General features: G+C 71.3%; 16 protein-coding genes. 5 read left to right on the forward strand and 11 right to left on the reverse strand.

Annotated features, from left to right (window positions below; all coding sequences use genetic code 11):
• Nucleotides 1-4 precede the first annotated feature (4 nt).
• Genes ABEA24_RS25555 through ABEA24_RS25570 form a run of 4 tightly spaced genes read right to left on the reverse strand, consistent with a single transcriptional unit; the run spans nt 5 to nt 4,333 of the window.
• On the reverse strand, nt 5-1,276 hold the full coding sequence (locus ABEA24_RS25555) for a cytochrome P450 (RefSeq protein WP_345433579.1): 1,272 nt from the start codon (nt 1,274-1,276) through the stop codon (nt 5-7).
• Between the two features lies 1 nt (nt 1,277).
• On the reverse strand, nt 1,278-1,478 hold the full coding sequence (locus tag ABEA24_RS25560; protein WP_345433580.1) for a ferredoxin: 201 nt from the start codon (nt 1,476-1,478) through the stop codon (nt 1,278-1,280).
• Nucleotides 1,479-1,511: 33 nt separating this feature from the next.
• Entirely contained in the window at nt 1,512-2,993 is a 1,482-nt protein-coding gene (locus tag ABEA24_RS25565) for a flavin-containing monooxygenase (RefSeq protein WP_345433581.1), read from the reverse strand.
• Nucleotides 2,990-4,333, reverse strand: coding sequence for a cytochrome P450 (locus ABEA24_RS25570; protein WP_345433583.1), 1,344 nt, complete (start codon nt 4,331-4,333; stop codon nt 2,990-2,992). The genes ABEA24_RS25565 and ABEA24_RS25570 overlap by 4 nt, the downstream gene beginning before the upstream one ends.
• 96 nt (nt 4,334-4,429) lie before the next feature.
• Here ABEA24_RS25570 and ABEA24_RS25575 point away from each other — a divergent pair, with 96 nt between their 5' ends.
• Nucleotides 4,430-5,071 (forward strand): TetR/AcrR family transcriptional regulator, encoded by a 642-nt coding sequence (locus tag ABEA24_RS25575; protein ID WP_345433584.1) that lies wholly within the window; start codon nt 4,430-4,432, stop codon nt 5,069-5,071.
• A 105-nt stretch (nt 5,072-5,176) separates the two neighbouring features.
• On the opposite strand, the gene ABEA24_RS25580 is transcribed toward ABEA24_RS25575, so the two are convergent.
• The 3 genes from ABEA24_RS25580 to ABEA24_RS25590 all read right to left on the reverse strand — a co-directional run bounded on the left by ABEA24_RS25580 (nt 5,177) and on the right by ABEA24_RS25590 (nt 7,884).
• Nucleotides 5,177-5,590 carry a cysteine/serine endopeptidase inhibitor gene (locus ABEA24_RS25580; RefSeq protein ID WP_345433585.1) on the reverse strand — a complete coding sequence of 138 codons (414 nt, stop codon included), beginning with the start codon at nt 5,588-5,590 and terminating at the stop codon, nt 5,177-5,179.
• 81 nt (nt 5,591-5,671) lie between these two features.
• Nucleotides 5,672-6,904, reverse strand: coding sequence for an alginate lyase family protein (locus tag ABEA24_RS25585; protein ID WP_345433586.1), 1,233 nt, complete (start codon nt 6,902-6,904; stop codon nt 5,672-5,674).
• 170 nt (nt 6,905-7,074) lie between these two features.
• Nucleotides 7,075-7,884 carry an AraC family transcriptional regulator gene (locus tag ABEA24_RS25590; protein ID WP_345433587.1) on the reverse strand — a complete coding sequence of 270 codons (810 nt, stop codon included), beginning with the start codon at nt 7,882-7,884 and terminating at the stop codon, nt 7,075-7,077.
• Nucleotides 7,885-8,006: 122 nt separating this feature from the next.
• On the opposite strand from ABEA24_RS25590, the gene ABEA24_RS25595 reads away from it, so the two are divergent.
• Entirely contained in the window at nt 8,007-8,840 is an 834-nt protein-coding gene (locus tag ABEA24_RS25595) for a phytanoyl-CoA dioxygenase family protein (protein WP_345433588.1), read from the forward strand.
• A 36-nt stretch (nt 8,841-8,876) separates the two neighbouring features.
• On the opposite strand, the gene ABEA24_RS25600 is transcribed toward ABEA24_RS25595, so the two are convergent.
• Nucleotides 8,877-10,202, reverse strand: coding sequence for a sensor histidine kinase (locus ABEA24_RS25600; RefSeq protein WP_345433589.1), 1,326 nt, complete (start codon nt 10,200-10,202; stop codon nt 8,877-8,879).
• 59 nt (nt 10,203-10,261) lie between these two features.
• Between ABEA24_RS25600 and ABEA24_RS25605 the strand changes: the two genes are divergently transcribed.
• Complete coding sequence (locus ABEA24_RS25605; protein WP_345433590.1) at nt 10,262-10,756, forward strand: hypothetical protein; 495 nt, start codon at nt 10,262-10,264, stop codon at nt 10,754-10,756.
• Entirely contained in the window at nt 10,720-11,394 is a 675-nt protein-coding gene (locus ABEA24_RS25610; protein ID WP_345433591.1) for a response regulator transcription factor, read from the forward strand. Before ABEA24_RS25605 ends, ABEA24_RS25610 begins: the two co-directional genes overlap by 37 nt.
• Before the next feature lie 9 nt (nt 11,395-11,403).
• On the opposite strand, the gene ABEA24_RS25615 is transcribed toward ABEA24_RS25610, so the two are convergent.
• From ABEA24_RS25615 to ABEA24_RS25625, 3 genes are all read right to left on the reverse strand, one after another.
• Complete coding sequence (locus ABEA24_RS25615; RefSeq protein ID WP_345433592.1) at nt 11,404-13,125, reverse strand: S8 family serine peptidase; 1,722 nt, start codon at nt 13,123-13,125, stop codon at nt 11,404-11,406.
• Nucleotides 13,126-13,370: 245 nt separating this feature from the next.
• Nucleotides 13,371-13,892, reverse strand: coding sequence for a MarR family winged helix-turn-helix transcriptional regulator (locus tag ABEA24_RS25620; RefSeq protein ID WP_345433593.1), 522 nt, complete (start codon nt 13,890-13,892; stop codon nt 13,371-13,373).
• 60 nt (nt 13,893-13,952) lie between these two features.
• Nucleotides 13,953-14,747 carry an SAM-dependent methyltransferase gene (locus tag ABEA24_RS25625; protein WP_345433595.1) on the reverse strand — a complete coding sequence of 265 codons (795 nt, stop codon included), beginning with the start codon at nt 14,745-14,747 and terminating at the stop codon, nt 13,953-13,955.
• A gap of 277 nt (nt 14,748-15,024) precedes the next feature.
• Here ABEA24_RS25625 and ABEA24_RS25630 point away from each other — a divergent pair, with 277 nt between their 5' ends.
• Nucleotides 15,025-16,155 carry a polysaccharide pyruvyl transferase family protein gene (locus ABEA24_RS25630; protein ID WP_345433596.1) on the forward strand — a complete coding sequence of 377 codons (1,131 nt, stop codon included), beginning with the start codon at nt 15,025-15,027 and terminating at the stop codon, nt 16,153-16,155.
• Nucleotides 16,156-16,163 lie beyond the last annotated feature (8 nt).

Raw genomic sequence — 16,163 nt, forward strand, 5'->3', positions numbered from 1 at the left:
GGTCTCAGCCGACGCGGATCGGGAGCGCGCGGGGGCCGCGGACCTGTCCCGGCGCCCACGTCACCGCGTCCGGGTCGTCGAGGGCGAAGACCGGGATCCGTTCGAGCCAGACCTCCAGGGCGACCCGCAGTTCCATGCGCGCCAGGTGGGAGCCCACGCAGCGGTGGATGCCCAGGCCGAACGCGGCGTGCCGGTTGACCTCGCGGTCGATGACGACCTCGCCGGCCCGGTCGAACTGGGCCGGGTCGCGGTTGGCCGCCGGGAACGACAGCAGCACCCAGTCGTCGGCCTTCATGTCGACGCCGCGCCAGTGCATGTCCTCCTTGACCAGCCGCGCCATCGTGACCGGGGCGTAGACCCGCAGGAACTCCTCGATCGCGGTCGGAACCAGCCCGGGCTCGGCGACCAGCCGTTCACGGTCGCCGGGCGTCTTGGCCAGATGCCACAACGACGCCCCGATCGCACTCCACGTCGTGTCGATCCCGGCGATGAGGAGCAGGGCCATCGCGCCGGCCACGTGCGACGGCTCGAGCTTGCGGCCGTAGAGCTCGGCGTTGATGAGGTAGGTGGTGAGATCGTCGCGCGGGTCGTCGACGTGGTCACGGATCTGCACGAGCAGGTAGTCGAACAGCCGGTCCATCCGCTGCAGGCGCTCTTCGGGGGGCAGGTTGATGCTCTCGAGCGCGTTCTCGACGAACTGGGCGAACTTCGGCCCGTCCTCCGGAGGGAAGCCGAGCATGCCGGCGATCACCCGCATCGGGATGTGCTGGGCGTACTCGCGCGCGGCGTCGACCACTTCCCGCCCTTCCAGCCCGTCGATCAGCGCGTGGCACAGCGCCCTCGTGTCCGGCTCGTACGCGGCGATCGCCTTCTTCGTGAACGCCGGAAGCAGCAGCCGGCGGGCGTCGTGGTGGAACGGCGGGTCGGAGGAGATCGGCGGGACCACGCCGACCGGCGCCAGGTCCAGTGGGGGCCGGTAGTTGCTCACGACGATCGCCCGTGAGGAGAAGCGCTCGGTGTCGTAGGCGATCGCGGCGACGTCCTCGTACCGGGTGGGCAGCCACGCGCCGCCGAACCGCTCGGTGTGCGCGATCGGGCAGCGCCCCCGCAGGTCGTCCTGGATCGGGTACGGGTCGGCGGCCCACTCCGGCTCGGTGTGGGAGAAGTCGGTCGCCCAGTCCGCGACGGGACCGGTGACGACCTCGTTGCGCTTTCCGGCGAGCCGGTCGTCCTCCGTCTCCCGGAAGTCTCGGGCGAAGCGGTCATCGACCGTCATCTCATGCTCCTTCGCGAAGGTCGATGGCGTGTTCGGGGCAGTTGGCCGCCGCGCGTCGCGCGTCCTGCGCCTGGTCCGGCGGCACGATGCCGTCGCCGAGGACCGTCCCGAAGCCCTCGTCGTCCTCGCCGAACAGATCGGGGGCCAGGTCATAGCAGCGGCCGTGTCCCTGGCAGCGCCCCGGGTCGAGGTGAACTCTCACGATGCCTCTCCGATCTGAAAGTGTGACGGTCGATCACGCGGAACGGCGGGCGGCCTCGCGGGGCACGGGCCTGCGGGAGAACCGCATGACGCCGTCGTCGATGGGGCCGTACCGCAGGTCGACCAGGTCGTGGGCGTAGCTCATGGGGATCCGCCACGGGGTCCGGGAGCCCGCCTTGGGGAACTCCTCGATGGAGCGCAGCACGTAACCGGCCTGGAAGTCCATCAGCGGCTGCTCCGTGACATCGGGGTCGTCGTTGACCGGAACACACTGATCATGACCGCGGGCGTCCAGATGGCGCAACAGCCGCATGACGTACTCGCTGACGAGGTCGGCCTTGAGGGTCCAGGACGCGTTGATGTAGCCGATCGTGAAGGCGAAGTTCGGCACGCCGCTGAGCATCATGCCCTTGTAGGCCATCGTCTCCGGCAGTGCCACGTCGCGGCCGTCGACGGTGAGCCGGATGCCGCCGAGGGCAAGCAGCCGCAGGCCGGTGGCGGTGACGACGATGTCCGCGTCGAGTTCGGTCCCGGATTCCAGGCGCAGCCCCGTCTCGGTGAACTCCGTGATCCGGTCGGTGACCACCGACGCGCGCCCGTCGCGGATCGCGGCGAACAGGTCGCCGTCGGGAACGATGCACAGCCGCTGGTCCCATGGCCGGTAACGCGGCTTGAAATGGGTGTCGACGTCGTAGCCCGGCGGCAGTCGCCGGATCGTCGCCTTGCGGATGATCGATCTCACGAGGCGCGGCCGGCGGCGGCTGAGCCGGTAGAACAGCGTGACCGCGGCGACGTTCTTCCACCGCACGATCGGGTACGCCCGGCGGGCCCCGAGCAGGCGGCGCAGGGTGTTGGCGATCGCGTCCTCGGCCGGCAGCGACATGATGTACGTGGGCGAGCGCTGCAGCATCGTCACGTGCGCGGCCTTGCCGGCCATCGCCGGGACCAGCGTCACCGCCGTCGCGCCGCTGCCGATCACGACGACCTTCTTGCCGGTGTGGTCGAGGTCCTCAGGCCAGTGCTGCGGGTGGACGACGGTGCCGCCGAACCGCTCGATGCCGGGGAAGTCCGGCAGGTGGCCGGCGTCGTAGCGGTAGTAGCCGCTGCAGGCGAACAGGAAGCCGCACGTGAAGCGGACCGGTTCGCCGTCGTGGATCGCCTCGACCGTCCAGCGGGCGTCCTCGCCGGACCAGGAGGCGCTCACGACGCGGTGCCGGAAGCGGATGTGCCGGTCGATGCCGGCCTCGGCGGCGGTGTCGCGGATGTAGCGCAGGATCGACGGCCCGTCCGCGATGGCCTTCGCCTGCGTCCACGGCCGGAACCGGTAGCCGAGGGTGTGCATGTCCGAGTCGGACCGCACGCCCGGGTACCGGAACAGGTCCCACGTCCCGCCGATGGTCTCGCGCGCCTCCAGGATGGCGTACGTCTTGCCGGGCAGCGCCGCCTGGAGGTGGTGCGCCGCGCCGATGCCCGACAGACCGGCACCGATGATCAGCACGTCGACGTGCTCGGTCATGACCGCGCTCCGGCGACCGTGGCCGTGGCGGGCGGGACCGGCGGGGAGTTCCGACGGCGCACGACCGCCCGGCCGCCCTTCGCCGGGGCGTTGGCGATGCCGCGCGAGTGCCATCGCTCGCCCGGCTCGGTGGTCGGTGTCAGGGTGAGGTCGCGCAGCAGGGTGCGCAGGACGACGTTCATCTCCATGGTCGCGAACGCGGCGCCGAGGCAGCGCCGGGCGCCGCCCCCGAACGGGATCCACTCGTACAGGTCCGGCTTGGCGTCGAGGAAGCGGTGCGGGTCGAAGGCCCGTGCGTTCGGGAACAGCGACTCGTCGTCGTGGATCAAGGTGATGCCGACCAGCACCGTGTACCCCTTCGGCAGCGTCCACCGCCCGAGCCGGAAGCCGTCGGTCTTCACGTGGCGTCCCACGAGGTCGATGACCGGGCGTGTGCGCTGCACCTCGACGATCGTCGCCTGGCGGAGCGCGTCGCCGCCCGCGTCCGCCTCCGCGACGAGTTCGCTCAGGACCTCGGGGTGGCGGCGGAGCCGTTCGACCGCCCAGGCGAGGGTCGTCGCCGTGGTCTCGTGCCCGGCGGTGAGCAGGGTGAGCAGCTGGTCGGCGATCTGGTCGCGGCTCATCGGCGAGCCGTCGTCGTAGCGGCTCTGCAGCAACAGCGCGAGGACGTCGTCGCGTTCGTCGAGGTCCTCCCCCGCCGCCTTGTCGATCAGCCGGTCGACGATCGCGTCGTACCGCCGGCGCGCCATCCAGAACCGCCCCCACGGGCTCCACCGCCCGAGGTCGATCTGCGGGATCGGCATCACTGCCAGCCGGGAGCCGGATGAGACCCACGGCGGCAGCAACTCCCGCAGTTCGGCGAGCTCGGCGCCGTCCGCGCCGAACACCGCGCGCAGGATGGCGTTCAGCGTGATCCGCATCATCGACGGCAGCGTCGCGAACGGCCGGTCCTCCGGCCACGACGCCAGCTCGCGCACCGTCTCCTCCTCGATGATCTCCTCGTACGCCTTGAGCCGGCGGCCGTGGAACGGAGGGACGAGCAGCTTGCGCTGCTTGCGGTGCTCCTCACCCGTGAGGGCGAACAGCGAGCCGGAGCCGAGCACCCGTCCGAGATTCGGCTGCAGGTTCTCGACGAGGTCGGGACCGGCCGTGAACAGCTGCTTGATCTCGTCGGAGCGGCTGATGACCACGGCCCGGCCGAAGATCGGCACGTTGACGGTGAAGGCGTCACCGTAACGGGCGCGCATCCGGCGCATCCCGCGGAACGGAGTGGTCAGCGCGAAGGCGCCCTGGACGAAACGCGGGGACGACGGGCCCGGCGGAAGCGTCACGGTCGTCATGGAGGAGCCCCCCTCTCGGCGTGGTACACGGCCGTACCGCGCACGGTACGCCGATGTACCATTCGATTCAAGGCCGGCCCCGACGGGAGGTATAGCGTGACGACGGTGACGACCGTGCGGCACCGGCGGGATCAGGAACACATGGCGACCGCATCCGACGACACCGGCGGGTTCCGCCGACGGCTGCTCGACGGCCTCGCCGCGTCGATCGCGGACAAGGGCTACCGCACCACCACGGTCGCCGACGTCGTGCGCCGCGCACGCACCTCGCGGCGCACCTTCTACGAACACTTCGCGAGCAAGGAAGAGTGCTTCGTCGCACTGTTGACCGACGCCAACACCGGGATGATCCGGCAGATCTCCGCCTCCGTCGACCAGACCGCGCCCTGGAGGGACCAGGTGCGGCAGGCCGTCGAGGCCTGGATCGCCGGCGCCGAGTCCGAACCCTCCCTCACGCTCAGCTGGATCCGCGACGTGCCGTCGCTCGGCGACGCGGCACGCCGTCTCCAGCGCGACATGATGGAGGCCTTCGCCACGATGATCCAGACGCTCTGCGACACCGACGAGCTGCGCGCCGCCGGCGTCGGCCCGGTGTCGCGCCAGCTCGCGATCATGCTGCTCGGCGGACTGCGCGAACTGACCGCGACCACCGTCGAGGACGGCGGACGGATCAGGGACATCACCGAGGTCGCCGTCCAGTCCTCGATCGCGCTGCTCGGCCCGCACGCCGCGACGTGACACCCGACGGCGAGCCGGGCCGATCACCGCGAGAGCGAACGGCCCCGGGCATGAAAGTGCCGTCCCCTGGCGGGCGGGGACGGCACTTTCGCCCGGGGGTGTCCGCTAGCTGCGGACGAACTTCCAGGTGAGCGGGATGTTGCCCAGGTTCGGGTCGGCGAGCTGGGCGAACGCCGGATAGCTGAGGTCGATGTGCGTGCTGGAGCAGCTCGGGCACTTGTCCTTGACCGGGACCTTGATCGTCCGCCCGTTGTAGGTCACCTCGACGGAGACGCCGGTGCAGAGCGGGTCGTTGTTCGGGTTGGCGGTGGTCCAGTAGGCGGCGGGAACGGCCACGAGCATCTCCGTGGCCGCGTTGACCTGCGTGCCGCAGGCGCCGTAACCGGCGTCGTTGTAGTACGTGGCGTTCCCGTTCATGGTCTGGCCGAACGGGATGTCCGCGTGCGCGGTGCCCTGCGCCAGGAGAGGCAGCGCCATCGCCGCGGCCATTGTCCCGAGCGCCTTCCTGATTTTCACCATGCTGAATCACCTTTCGCACGGACTTCGGAAATGGTCCGATCGGACCGATAGGGGCCGACAGGAAGTCGGCCCCGCCGCCGGTCAGGCGGGGTTTTCGGCGTGGGTGAGGGTCTCCCACGCGACGAACAGGTTGTTCGTCCCGGCCGGCCGCTGCTGCTCGGTGAGCTTCTGGGTGTTGGTCATCGCGGTGCCCATCCGGTTGTGCAGCGCGTTGAAGGCGACCTCCGTCACGGGCCCGAGGCCGCGCTTGAGCGTGCCGCCGCACAGCCACGACGGCACGGCCGCGCCGAGCTGGTACTTGGCCTGGAAGCCCAGCGCCTGGCGGAGTCGCTCGCCGACCTCCGGGTAGAGGTCCTCTTTCTGGATCCGGCTCGTCTCGGCGACGTGTGAGATCGCCGAGATCCCGTATCCGGTGTGCACGAAGTCGCGGCAGGTCTCCTGGGTGAGCCCGGTGACGAACGTCGACTGGCCCTGCCAGTACTTGACGATCTCGGCCTTCGTGTCGATGCCGCTGCCGGCGGGGGCGACGGGGAGCGCGCCGTCCGAGGAGAGGTAGATGTAGGCGGGCACGCGCTTGCGGAACCTGGCGACCGCCTTGTCGTAACTCGTCCGGTCGTCCAGGAAGACGGAGATGCCGACGGCGGCCTCCATCATGCTGAGCTCCCAGTTCCCGTTGCTGTTGGAACCGTTGATCACCTTCGGGAGGTACACGTTCCGCAGCATCCCGGCGAACCGGGTGACGGCGTCGCTCGTCCAGCCGGTGTAGGTGTAGCGGATGATCTCGGCGGCCCGCGGCCAGACCGACGCGGACCAGCCGGACTGCAGCGGCGCGTTGCTGTTGGTGTGGTCCTTGAGCACCGCGGACCAGGCGTTCATGAGCTGGACGGCCTTCTCGGCGTACCGGCCGTCCCGGGTGATGTACCAGGCGAGCGCGTCGGTGTACGCCGCCAGCGCGTCCTCCCGCTCGTCGGTGCAGCCGTGGTTCGGGTTGCTGACGGGGCCGCACTCGACGACCGCGCGCGGCTTCGGCGTACGCGACAGGGAGGCGTATCGGCTGGCCATCATCTGGCCGTAGGCGGACTTCCACGGCTGGGCGCCCGCGTTCACCTTCCCGCGTACGAAGTCCAGCTGGGACCTGCTGACCAGAACGCCCGGATGGGTGAAGGCGGCCGGGGCGGCCTTCGCACCGAGGTTCACCGCACCGGCGGTTCTCGTGGCGCCGGTGGCCTGCGCACAGCCGCTCGCCGCCAGGGCGGCGGCGAGAGCGAGACCGGCGATGGACCGGACACGGCGGTTGCCGGGAATTCGAGTCATGCACTGCTCCGCAGTTAAGGAGGTTTACGAAAGCAGTCATGACCCTAGACAGCCGACCGGCCGCGGAATACGCGTTTATGCCGCCCTTAAGGAAGTAGGCCGGTCACTTAGGGCGGTGTTAAGGAAGGGCGTTGGGGAACGGCACCGCGTGCGCCGGTCGGAGCCCTCGCTCAGGCCGGGCGGCGGCCCGGCGAGTGCCCGGTGCACTGCTTGTACTGCCGGCTGAAGTACGGCAGGTCGGTGTAGCCGAGCGTCGCGGCGACCTGGCCGACGGACATGTTCGTCTCGGTCAGCAGCTGACGGGCCCGGTCGACGCGTGCGCGGATGAGATAGCGGGCCGGAGGCATGCCGGTGTACGCGGTGAACCGCCGGGTGAACTGGGCGCGCGACAGCGCCGCGCGGGAGGCCAGCTCGGCCACGGTCCAGCGCCGGCTCGGGTCCTGCCGGATCTCCTGCGTGATCTGTTCCAGGGCGGCGTCGACGCGTTCCGGCGCGGGCCGGGTCGCGTCGTCCCAGAACAGGCAGAGCAGCTGTTCCAGGCACAGCAGGCTCTGCCCGGCGCCGAAGCGGTCGCCGCGCCGGTGGGCGGCGTCGCAGCGACTCGCCAGTGCGGCGGCCAGCGCCGGGTCGCGCAGTCGGCAGCAGCGCTCCGCCGGGATGACGGCGGCCGGGGCGGCCGGTGCGTCGTCGGCGGTGCTCAGCGTCAGGTGCAGGCCGAAGACCAGGAGCCGCCGGCGGGGGTCGTGCCCGGCGACCGGCTCGTCGCCGGGCGCGAACAGCACGCAGCTGCCCGCCGCCAGCGCGTGCCGCCGTCCGTCCAGCGTCAGGTGCCCGACACCGTCCAGGACGTACCACAGGAGGTGGTTCGGCAGCGGGCGGGCGTGCCAGGACCAGCCTGGTTCGCAGCGCCAGTAGGTGGGCGCCGTGACCGGCCGCACCCGGATCTCCGCGCCGTACGGGGTGGGTAGCAGATGCGTCAAACGGTCAACTCCTCGCGTCGATCGTTCCTGGTCGAAGCGGCAGGATCCACGCATGATCTTCCCAGGAGCTGGATGTTCGTCATCGGACGGCCGACGCCGTCCGAACGCGGAAGGGAGAGTCCATGAGTGATTCCGACAAAGACGTGTTCGAGCGGGAAGGCTATCTGGTGGCGCGCGGGGCGTTCCGCGCCGAGGATGTGGACCGGCTGAGGGACCATTTCATGGACCTGCGCCGGCGCGGTCCGCACCCGGACGACCTGGCGGGCGTTCGGGTCCCCGGACGGGACCCGCTGCGGCGGTATCCGCGGATGGCGCAGATGCACCGCTGGGACGACACCACGCTGCGGTGGCTCCTCGACTCCCGGCTCCGGGAGCGTCTCACCGCCCTGCTGGGCGCGGAGCCCTACGCCGTCCAGTCGATGCTGTACTTCAAGCCGCCCGGCTCCCGCGGTCAGGCCGTGCACCAGGACAACTTCTACCTGCGCGTCGAGCCCGGCACCTGCGTCGCGGCCTGGATGGCGCTGGATCCGACCGACGAGGAGAACGGCTGCATGATGGTGGTGCCCGGCAGCCAGCGCTGGCCGATCCTGTGCACCACCAAGGCCGACACCCGGGTCAGCTTCACCGACGTCACGGTCCCCCTACCCGACGATCACCGGGCCCGGCCCGTGCGGATGGACCCCGGCGACGTGCTGTTCTTCAACGGCTCCCTGGTGCACGGCAGCATGCCCAACACGAGCGCCGACCGGTTCCGGCGGGCGCTGATCGGCCACTACATCCAGGCCGAGGCCCGGCAGGTCGCCGAGTACTTCCATCCGGCGCTGCGCATGGACGGCACGCCGCTCGAGCTGGGCGTCAGCGAAGGCGGCGGTCCGTGCGGCGAGTGGACCGACGCCGACGGCGCCCCCGCCATCGCCATGACGGGCCGGCACACCATCTCCCGCAAGCACGAATGAGCGCGGACCGGCCGCCCGGACTCGAGCCACCGGCCCTCAGGCGGGCAGCCGGATGGTGATCACCGCGCCGCCGAGCGGCGGACCGTTCTTCGCGTCGACCATGCCACCGTGGGCCGCGACCACGCTGCGGACGATCGACAGGCCCAGCCCCGCGCCCGGCGTGCCTCGCGTACGGGCCGTGTCTCCTCGGGCGAAGCGTTCGAATGCCGAGTCCAGGAGGCCGGGCGCGAATCCGGGGCCGTCGTCGGCGGCCTCGATCGTCACCTCGTCCGGCTCACGGCTGATCGTCAGCCGCAGGGCTCGCGCCCCCGCGGCGGCGCTGTTGGCGGCGAGGTTGGTGAGCACCTGGCGGAGCCGGTCACCGTCGGCGTCCACGACCACCGGGTCGCCCGTGACGTCGGTCCGCAGGCCGAGGATCGGTTCGAGGCGGCGTGCCTCCGCGGCGGCCAGGTCGAGCAGGTCGAGGGGTTCACGGCGGAGCAGCAGCGTTCCGGCGCGTTCCCGGGCCAGCAGGAGGAGGTCCTCGGCGAGCCGGGTGAGCCGGTCGGTCTCGGCGAGGGACGCCTGCAATGATCTTTCGATCTCCTCGCGGTGGCCGGTCGCGGCGAGCGCGAGTTCGAGCTGCCCCCGTAGGACGGCGATCGGGCTGCGGAGCTCATGACCGGCGTCGTCGACGAACGCGCGTTCCCGCTCGAAGGAGACACGCAGGCGGGCGAGCATCGCGTCCAGCGTGCGGGCCAGTTCCGCGATCTCGTCGTCACCGGGGACGGACGGCAACCGCCGGCCCGTGTCGAGCGAGGAGATCGCGGACGCCTCCCGGGTCAGCGCGCGGACCGGCCGCAGCGCGGCGCGCAGCACGCACCAGCCGGCCACCGTCAGGACGGCGACGAGTCCCGGCGCGGCCAGGAAGAGCACCCACGTGAGACGGTGGCGGGCGGCCTCGGCGGGATGGGTCGACACCGCCACGGCCAGCACGCGGCCGTGGCGGATCCGGCGGGCCAGCATCCGCGCCGGCGCGCCGCCCGGCAGTGAGCGGTGGACCAGGCGTCGGCCGGTGAAGGAGCGCACCTCGGAGACGCTGAGAAGTCGTACGCCGGCCAGCGCGGGTGAACCGCTGATCTGCGTGCCGTCGCCCGCGTACAGCTGGGCCAGCGGGTCGCGGCCGACCGCGCCGAGATCCCCCTGAGTCGCCGCGGTCGCCAGGTCGTGGCTCCGCTGGGTCAGATCCTCGTCGAGCGCGGCGTTCAGCTGCCGGACGAGCAGGACGTAGAGGAGGACGAGGCAGAGCATGAGCGCCGCCGACGCGCCCAGCGTGAACGCCAGGAGCAGCCGGGCGCGCAGCGAGCCCGGCACCAGCCGCACGGGGTCCCACCTCCCAGATCTTCATGCTGCTCTCATGGCGACCGGCCCAATCTGGACCCATGAGAGAGACGACGTACTTCATCCACCCGCCGGACCCGAAGATCACACTCCACCGGGGGCACGTGCCCGGCCGGGCCGAGCGCGCCCGCGACCTGGCGAGCGACCTGCTGGGATCGTGGACCTTCCTGGGCGCGGTGCTGGTCCTCGTAACGGTCGCGGCGACGCTGACGGACCTGCACGTCCGGGACACGAACGCGGTCACGACCCTCGACCTCATCATGCCCGGTCTCACCCTGGCCACCGCGTCCCTGGTCCTGATGGCCATCCGCCACGCCGTCCGCGCCGCCGACGAGCGGGCGCGGAGCCACCTCGCGGCAGCGCGGCGGATCGAGGCGGCCGGCGGCGAGATCCTCGGCGAACTGGACCAGATCAACTCTGGGCTCGCCCGGCTGGCCGCCCGGATCGAGACCACCCGGCGCACGATGGCGGCCGAAGAGGCGAGACTAGGCTGTTCGACATGCGGTTGCTCCTCGTCGAGGACGACCCCGGAATGAGCGCCATGCTGGTCCGCGCCCTGCGGCGTGCGGGCTACTCCGTCGACGCCGTCGCGTACGGCGAGGACGCGATGTGGAGCGTTCTGGAGATCGACTACGACGTGGTCGTCCTCGACGCGATGATCCCGGCCCCGGACGGGTTCGAGGTGTGCCGCCGCATGCGCGAGCGGGGCCGGTGGATGCCGGTCCTCATCCTCACCGCACGCGACGCGGTCCGCGACCGGGTCCGCGGCTTGGACGCGGGCGCGGACGACTACCTGACCAAACCGTTCGCGCTCGAGGAGTTGTACGCGCGGCTGCGCGCGCTGGTCCGCCGCGAGCCGCTCGACCGCCCGGCCGTGCTCCAGGTCGCCGACCTGCGGCTGGACCCGCGCACCCGCTCGGTGCGGCGGGGCGACGTCGACATCCGGCTGTCGCCCAAGGAGTTCGAAGTGCTGCGCGAACTCATGCGCCGGCCCGACGAGGTGCTGAGCCGCAGCCATCTGATCGACCATGTCTGGGACTTCGCCTACACGGGCGGATCGAACGTCGTCGACGTCTACATCCGGTCGCTGCGGGACAAGATCGACCGTCCCTTCGCCCGCGACACCATCCAGACCGTTCGCGGCGTCGGTTACCGGATCGAGTCCGGCGCCTGACCGCGTCGCCTACGAGGCGTTGAGCGCGACGTCGTCGACGACAAAACTGGTCCGCAGGGAGGCGTCCTCCGTGCCGGTGAAGGACAGCGACACCGTCTGGCCGGCGAAGGACGACAGGTCGAGCGCGACGGCCCGGTAGCCCGGAGCGGCGTTGAGGTTGGTGTACGTCGCGACGGTCCGGGTGCCGACCTTGACGGTCAGGGTGTCGTAGGCGACGGCGTCCGTCTCGGCGGTGTCGATGTGCAGCCAGAGGTTGAGAACCGCCCGGCAGCCCGCGGGGATCGTCACCGTCTGCGCGAGGGTGTCGGTGTGGGTGGTTCCGTAACCGTCCAGCCAGGCGAAGTGGGTGCCCGAGTGGGCGGTCTCGCCGCCGCCGTTGGCCAGGATCACATTGGGAGTGCTGGTCCAGGGCGACGCGCCGTTCTCGAATCCGCCATTGACGATCTTGTTTCCGGGTGAGACGCACGGGCCGGTGCCGCCGCCGGGCCGGAAGGCGGTGAGGCCGTTCGGCGTACCCAGACCGGTCGGCCCGTCGTAACCGGCCCCGGCGGTGCACAGGTAGGCCGGGGTACAGGTGCCGTTGCGGCCGGACGCGACGTCGAACAACGCCGCCGGGTGCTGGTACGGGAAGGACGCGGGGTAGTTCTGGGCCGGCGGGGGCCCGGCCAGCGCGTACACGCCGGCGACGATCGGAGCGGAGGCGCTGGTGCCTCCGTAGACCTGCCAGCCGCCGGACTGGTACGTGTCGTAGACCGCCACACCGGTGGCGGGGTCGGCGACCGCGGAGACGTCGGCGACCGTACGTTTGGCGCATCCTCCGTCGCTCTGCCACGCCGGCTTGGCGATGTACGCGGTGCATCCGGACCCCGAGCCGCTCCACGCCGCCTCGCTCCAGCCGCGCGCGCCGGACGCTCTGGACAGGCTGGTGCCGCCGACTGCGGTCACGAAGCGGGACGCAGCCGGATATTCAACGTGGTATCCGTCGTCACCGGAGGAGGCGGTGATCGCCACTCCCGGATGGTCGAAGTAGGTGGCGTCGAGGCTCGGAGCGTTGGAGAGCTCCGCTCCGCCGTAACTGTTGGAGACGTACTTGGCGCCCATGCGAACGGCGGTGTTGACCGCCGTGCCGAGGTCGGTGAGGAACGGCGCTGTGGCCTCGACCAGCAGGAGTTTGCAGCTCGGGCAGATGGCGGACGCCATGTCCAGGTCCAGCGACTCCTCCGCCGCCCAGCCGGCGTCCGGTGTGGGCAGGGCGTTACCGCCGTTCTGGTCGACCTTCCGGAAGCAGCCGTTCGCGGTCGTGCACGGCGGGAGCCCGTACTGGGACCGGTAGACCGCGAGGTCGGCCTCGGCGTTCGGATCGTCGTACGCGTCGATGATCGCGATCGTCTGCCCGGCGCCGCCCGAGGACGGCAACGCGTAGGCGCTCCGCAGGTCGGCCGGCCCGAGGCCGGAAGGCGCGAGCAGATGCTGAATGCCGCGCGACGGCTTGACGTCGGTACGGATCAACGCGAGGCACGCCACCTCGTTCCGGTGCGTCGGCGGCGCGCACGCCCGCCTGATCAGCACCTTGCCGGCGGGGAACGCCGCCGCCGCGGCGGAGTGGTTCCGCGGGCCCGGGTCGGCGGTACGCGCCGCGGCGGGAGAGGCCACGAATCCGACGGCCAGGACGACCGCGGCGAGCACCGTAAGACCGGCACGCCTCATCCGCGACTGCTCAATGTCCGACATGGCGCTTCTCCTCAGCCGGGTGTCGACGAAGCATCTGCGCGACCGCGAACGATCACGACGACCACCGTCGACGCACTTGGCCGGGGAGACGGAAACCGGCATGCCGGTGATGCCGAACCTTGCCGATTCGATTAACCCACCGGCACCGAGGAGGGCCCCGATCGCGTCGCCACCGATGATCAGGAGCCGTTGCGGGCCGGGGACAGGGCGTACGCGGCCCCAGGCCTACCGTCCGCGCGGCGGGCTCAGTCCCATCCCAGGGGCACGGCGTCGCGGACGGGACCACCCACGGCGGGCTCGTCACCGGCGTCGGTGAACGCCCGCAGCGCGTCCACCAGGCCGGCCCGATGATCGGCGGGCATCGCGGCGACGATCGCCGCGATCTCCTCCCGCCGCCGGGCCGTCACCTCTTCCACGAGCCGCCGCCCGGACTCGGTCGGCCGCAACAGGACCTCCCGGCGGCTGGCCGGGTTGGTCCGCCGGCTCACCAGGCCCGCGGCCACCAGACGTTCGACCATCCGCATCGCGGTGGAGGGATTGACCGCGAGATCCTCGGCGAGGGTCACCAGCTTGGTCTCCTCATGGGTGGCCAGCACCACCAGCAGGCGGAACTGCGGAAGCGTCACTCGCTCCCCCACCGACGCGAGCGACCGCGCCGAGATCGCCACCAGCAGCCGCGAGGCGGTCGACACCGCGGATGTCACCGCATCGACGTCCTCCATCGATGCCGGCTCCGGGCGCACCGGTTCGATCGCGGGGTCGGCCATGGGGGTGTTCTACCCGGTACCCCGGCCGCCCGCACGGTGCAATGGTGGCGGTCGCCCGGCTCAGCGCCGGCGCGCGACCGCCGTCCAGCCGGCCCGCAGCGGCTTCGCGATGCGGGTGGGCCGCCACTCGCACAGGTTGACCACGCCGGGCTCGACGATGTCCAGCCCCTCGAGGTAGCCGGTGACCTCGTCGCGGGTCCGCGCGATGAAGGGGGCGTTGGCGCCCCGGTAGGCGGACGCCACATTCACGTTGCGGCGTTCCTCCACCGCAGCGTGGGAGAGGATGACGTGGCTGCCGGGCGCGAGCACGTCCCGGTACTCCCGGACGAGACCGGCCGGATCCTCCTCGTCGGCGACGAAGTGGAGGACGGCCACGAACAACAGCCCGACCGGACGGCTGAAGTCGATCAATCGCCGGGTCTCCGGGTCCTCCAGGACGGCGGCCGGATCGCGCAGGTCGGCGCGGACGACGGTGGTGCGCTCGTCGGAGGCCAGCAACGCCCGCGCGTGGGAGATCACCACCGGGTCGTTGTCCACGTAGACCACCCGGGCGTGCGGGTGGACGGACTGCGCGATCTCGTGCACGTTGCCCTGCGTCGGCAGGCCCGAGCCGAGGTCGATGAACTGGTCGACGCCGCAGTCCGCGACGTGCCGCACGGCGCGCTGGAGGAACTCCCGGTTCGCCCGGGCGACCGCGCCGACGTCGGGCAGGGCCTCGGTGACCTTCTCGGCGGCCGCCCGATCGGCGGCGAAGTGGTCCTTCCCGCCGAGGAAGTAGTCGTACATCCGCGCGACGCTCGGCGTGGTGGGATCCAGGTCGAGACCGGCCGGCCCCACCCTGGCGCGTTCACTCATCCAGCCGTTCACCGGCCGCGGCCTCCCCCGATGCGAACGATCACTCGAAGATCGTAGTACCGGTCCGCCCGGCGATCGTGGGCATCGCGCGACTACACGATGTGAGGATGTGGCGGACCCGGACCGCCGTCACCATGGGTATACGCGGCGTGTCGCCAGGCCGGCCGCGTCGGCCCGGCGGGGCCCGGCGTCCGCCGGCCCCGGCGCACGCGGCCGGTGCTCGTGGTGGCCGCCGTCGTCATCCCGGCTCGCCACGGGACAGGGGGAGGTGGACCGGATGGCCAACGGCCGGTGTCACGAACTCCGCATCGGGGTGCTCGGCTCGTACGGCGGGCTGAACCTCGGCGACGAGGCGATCCTCGCCTGTGTCCTCGACAGCCTGCGGCAGATACGGCCCGCGGCGCAACAGGTCGTGTTCAGCCGGCATCCCGAGCACACCCGCGCCTGTTTCGGCACCCCGGCGGTGGGCTACACCGAGGTCTCGCTGGGGCAGCTCGCCGAGATGGAGGCCGGGCTCGACCTGCTCATCCTCGGCGGGGGCGGCATCCTCCACGACGGCCTGGCCGCCTCGGTGATGCGGCCGGTGCGCCTGGCCCACCGGCTGGGCGTGCCCACCTTCGGCTACGCGATCGGCGCCGGGCCGTTGACCGGTCACGAGGAGATCGACGTCGTACGGGACACCGTCGAGCAGATGACCGACCTAACGGTCCGGGACCACGAGTCGATACTCGTCCTCGAAGGGATGGGGGTCACCCGGGAGATCTCGGCGACCGCCGACGCGGCGGTGCTGCTGGAGCCGGAGGAGTTCACCGAGGAGATGCTGCTCCGGGAGGGCATCGACGGCCAGACCCGCCTGGTGGGGCTCTCGGTGCGCGAACCGGGCCGGGCGGCCGACAACCTCGACGAGAGCAGCTATCACGGTCTGCTCGCCGAGGTCGCGGACTTCATGACGTTCAGATACGACGCCCAGGCCGTGTTCATCCCGATGGAGCGCGGGGACATCGCCCACTCTCACGCGGTCCTGTCGGCGATGAGCGCCCCGGAGAACGCCCGCGTGCTCAACCGCACGTACAGTCCCGGCCAGATCGCCGGGCTCATGCGTCACCTGGACTTCGCGGTCGGGATGCGGCTCCACTTCCTGATCTTCGCCGCCCGCGCCGGCGTACCGATACTGCCGCTGCCGTACGCCGGAAAGGTCTTCGACTTCGCGCAGACGATCGGCGCCCCTGCCTTGACGGGCATCGAGCGACGGCAGGCCGGCCCGCTCCTGGCCCAGCTCGATCGGCTGTGGGACGAACGGGGCGCGTGTTCCACGATGCTGCGGGAGCGATTCCAGGTCCTGCGCGAGCGCGCGCGGGAGAACCAGGCGCGGTGCCGTGCGCTCATCGACCGGCTGGCCCCGGTCTGATGACACCG

Source organism: Actinoallomurus vinaceus (assembly GCF_039542055.1).
Lineage (GTDB): Bacteria > Actinomycetota > Actinomycetes > Streptosporangiales > Streptosporangiaceae > Actinoallomurus > Actinoallomurus vinaceus.

Excerpts from the sequence above, each read along its gene's own strand:
- ABEA24_RS25605 (WP_345433590.1), top strand. The coding sequence starts at position 10,262 with ATGAGAGAGACGACGTACTTCATCCACCCGCCGGACCCGAAGATCACA.
- ABEA24_RS25580 (WP_345433585.1), bottom strand. The coding sequence starts at position 5,590 with ATGGTGAAAATCAGGAAGGCGCTCGGGACAATGGCCGCGGCGATGGCG.
- ABEA24_RS25565 (WP_345433581.1), bottom strand. The coding sequence starts at position 2,993 with ATGACCGAGCACGTCGACGTGCTGATCATCGGTGCCGGTCTGTCGGGC.
- ABEA24_RS25585 (WP_345433586.1), bottom strand. The coding sequence starts at position 6,904 with ATGACTCGAATTCCCGGCAACCGCCGTGTCCGGTCCATCGCCGGTCTC.
- ABEA24_RS25570 (WP_345433583.1), bottom strand. The coding sequence starts at position 4,333 with ATGACGACCGTGACGCTTCCGCCGGGCCCGTCGTCCCCGCGTTTCGTC.
- ABEA24_RS25610 (WP_345433591.1), top strand. The coding sequence starts at position 10,720 with ATGCGGTTGCTCCTCGTCGAGGACGACCCCGGAATGAGCGCCATGCTG.
- ABEA24_RS25625 (WP_345433595.1), bottom strand. The coding sequence starts at position 14,747 with ATGAGTGAACGCGCCAGGGTGGGGCCGGCCGGTCTCGACCTGGATCCC.
- ABEA24_RS25595 (WP_345433588.1), top strand. The coding sequence starts at position 8,007 with ATGAGTGATTCCGACAAAGACGTGTTCGAGCGGGAAGGCTATCTGGTG.
- ABEA24_RS25620 (WP_345433593.1), bottom strand. The coding sequence starts at position 13,892 with ATGGCCGACCCCGCGATCGAACCGGTGCGCCCGGAGCCGGCATCGATG.
- ABEA24_RS25555 (WP_345433579.1), bottom strand. The coding sequence starts at position 1,276 with ATGACGGTCGATGACCGCTTCGCCCGAGACTTCCGGGAGACGGAGGAC.
- ABEA24_RS25615 (WP_345433592.1), bottom strand. The coding sequence starts at position 13,125 with ATGTCGGACATTGAGCAGTCGCGGATGAGGCGTGCCGGTCTTACGGTG.
- ABEA24_RS25630 (WP_345433596.1), top strand. The coding sequence starts at position 15,025 with ATGGCCAACGGCCGGTGTCACGAACTCCGCATCGGGGTGCTCGGCTCG.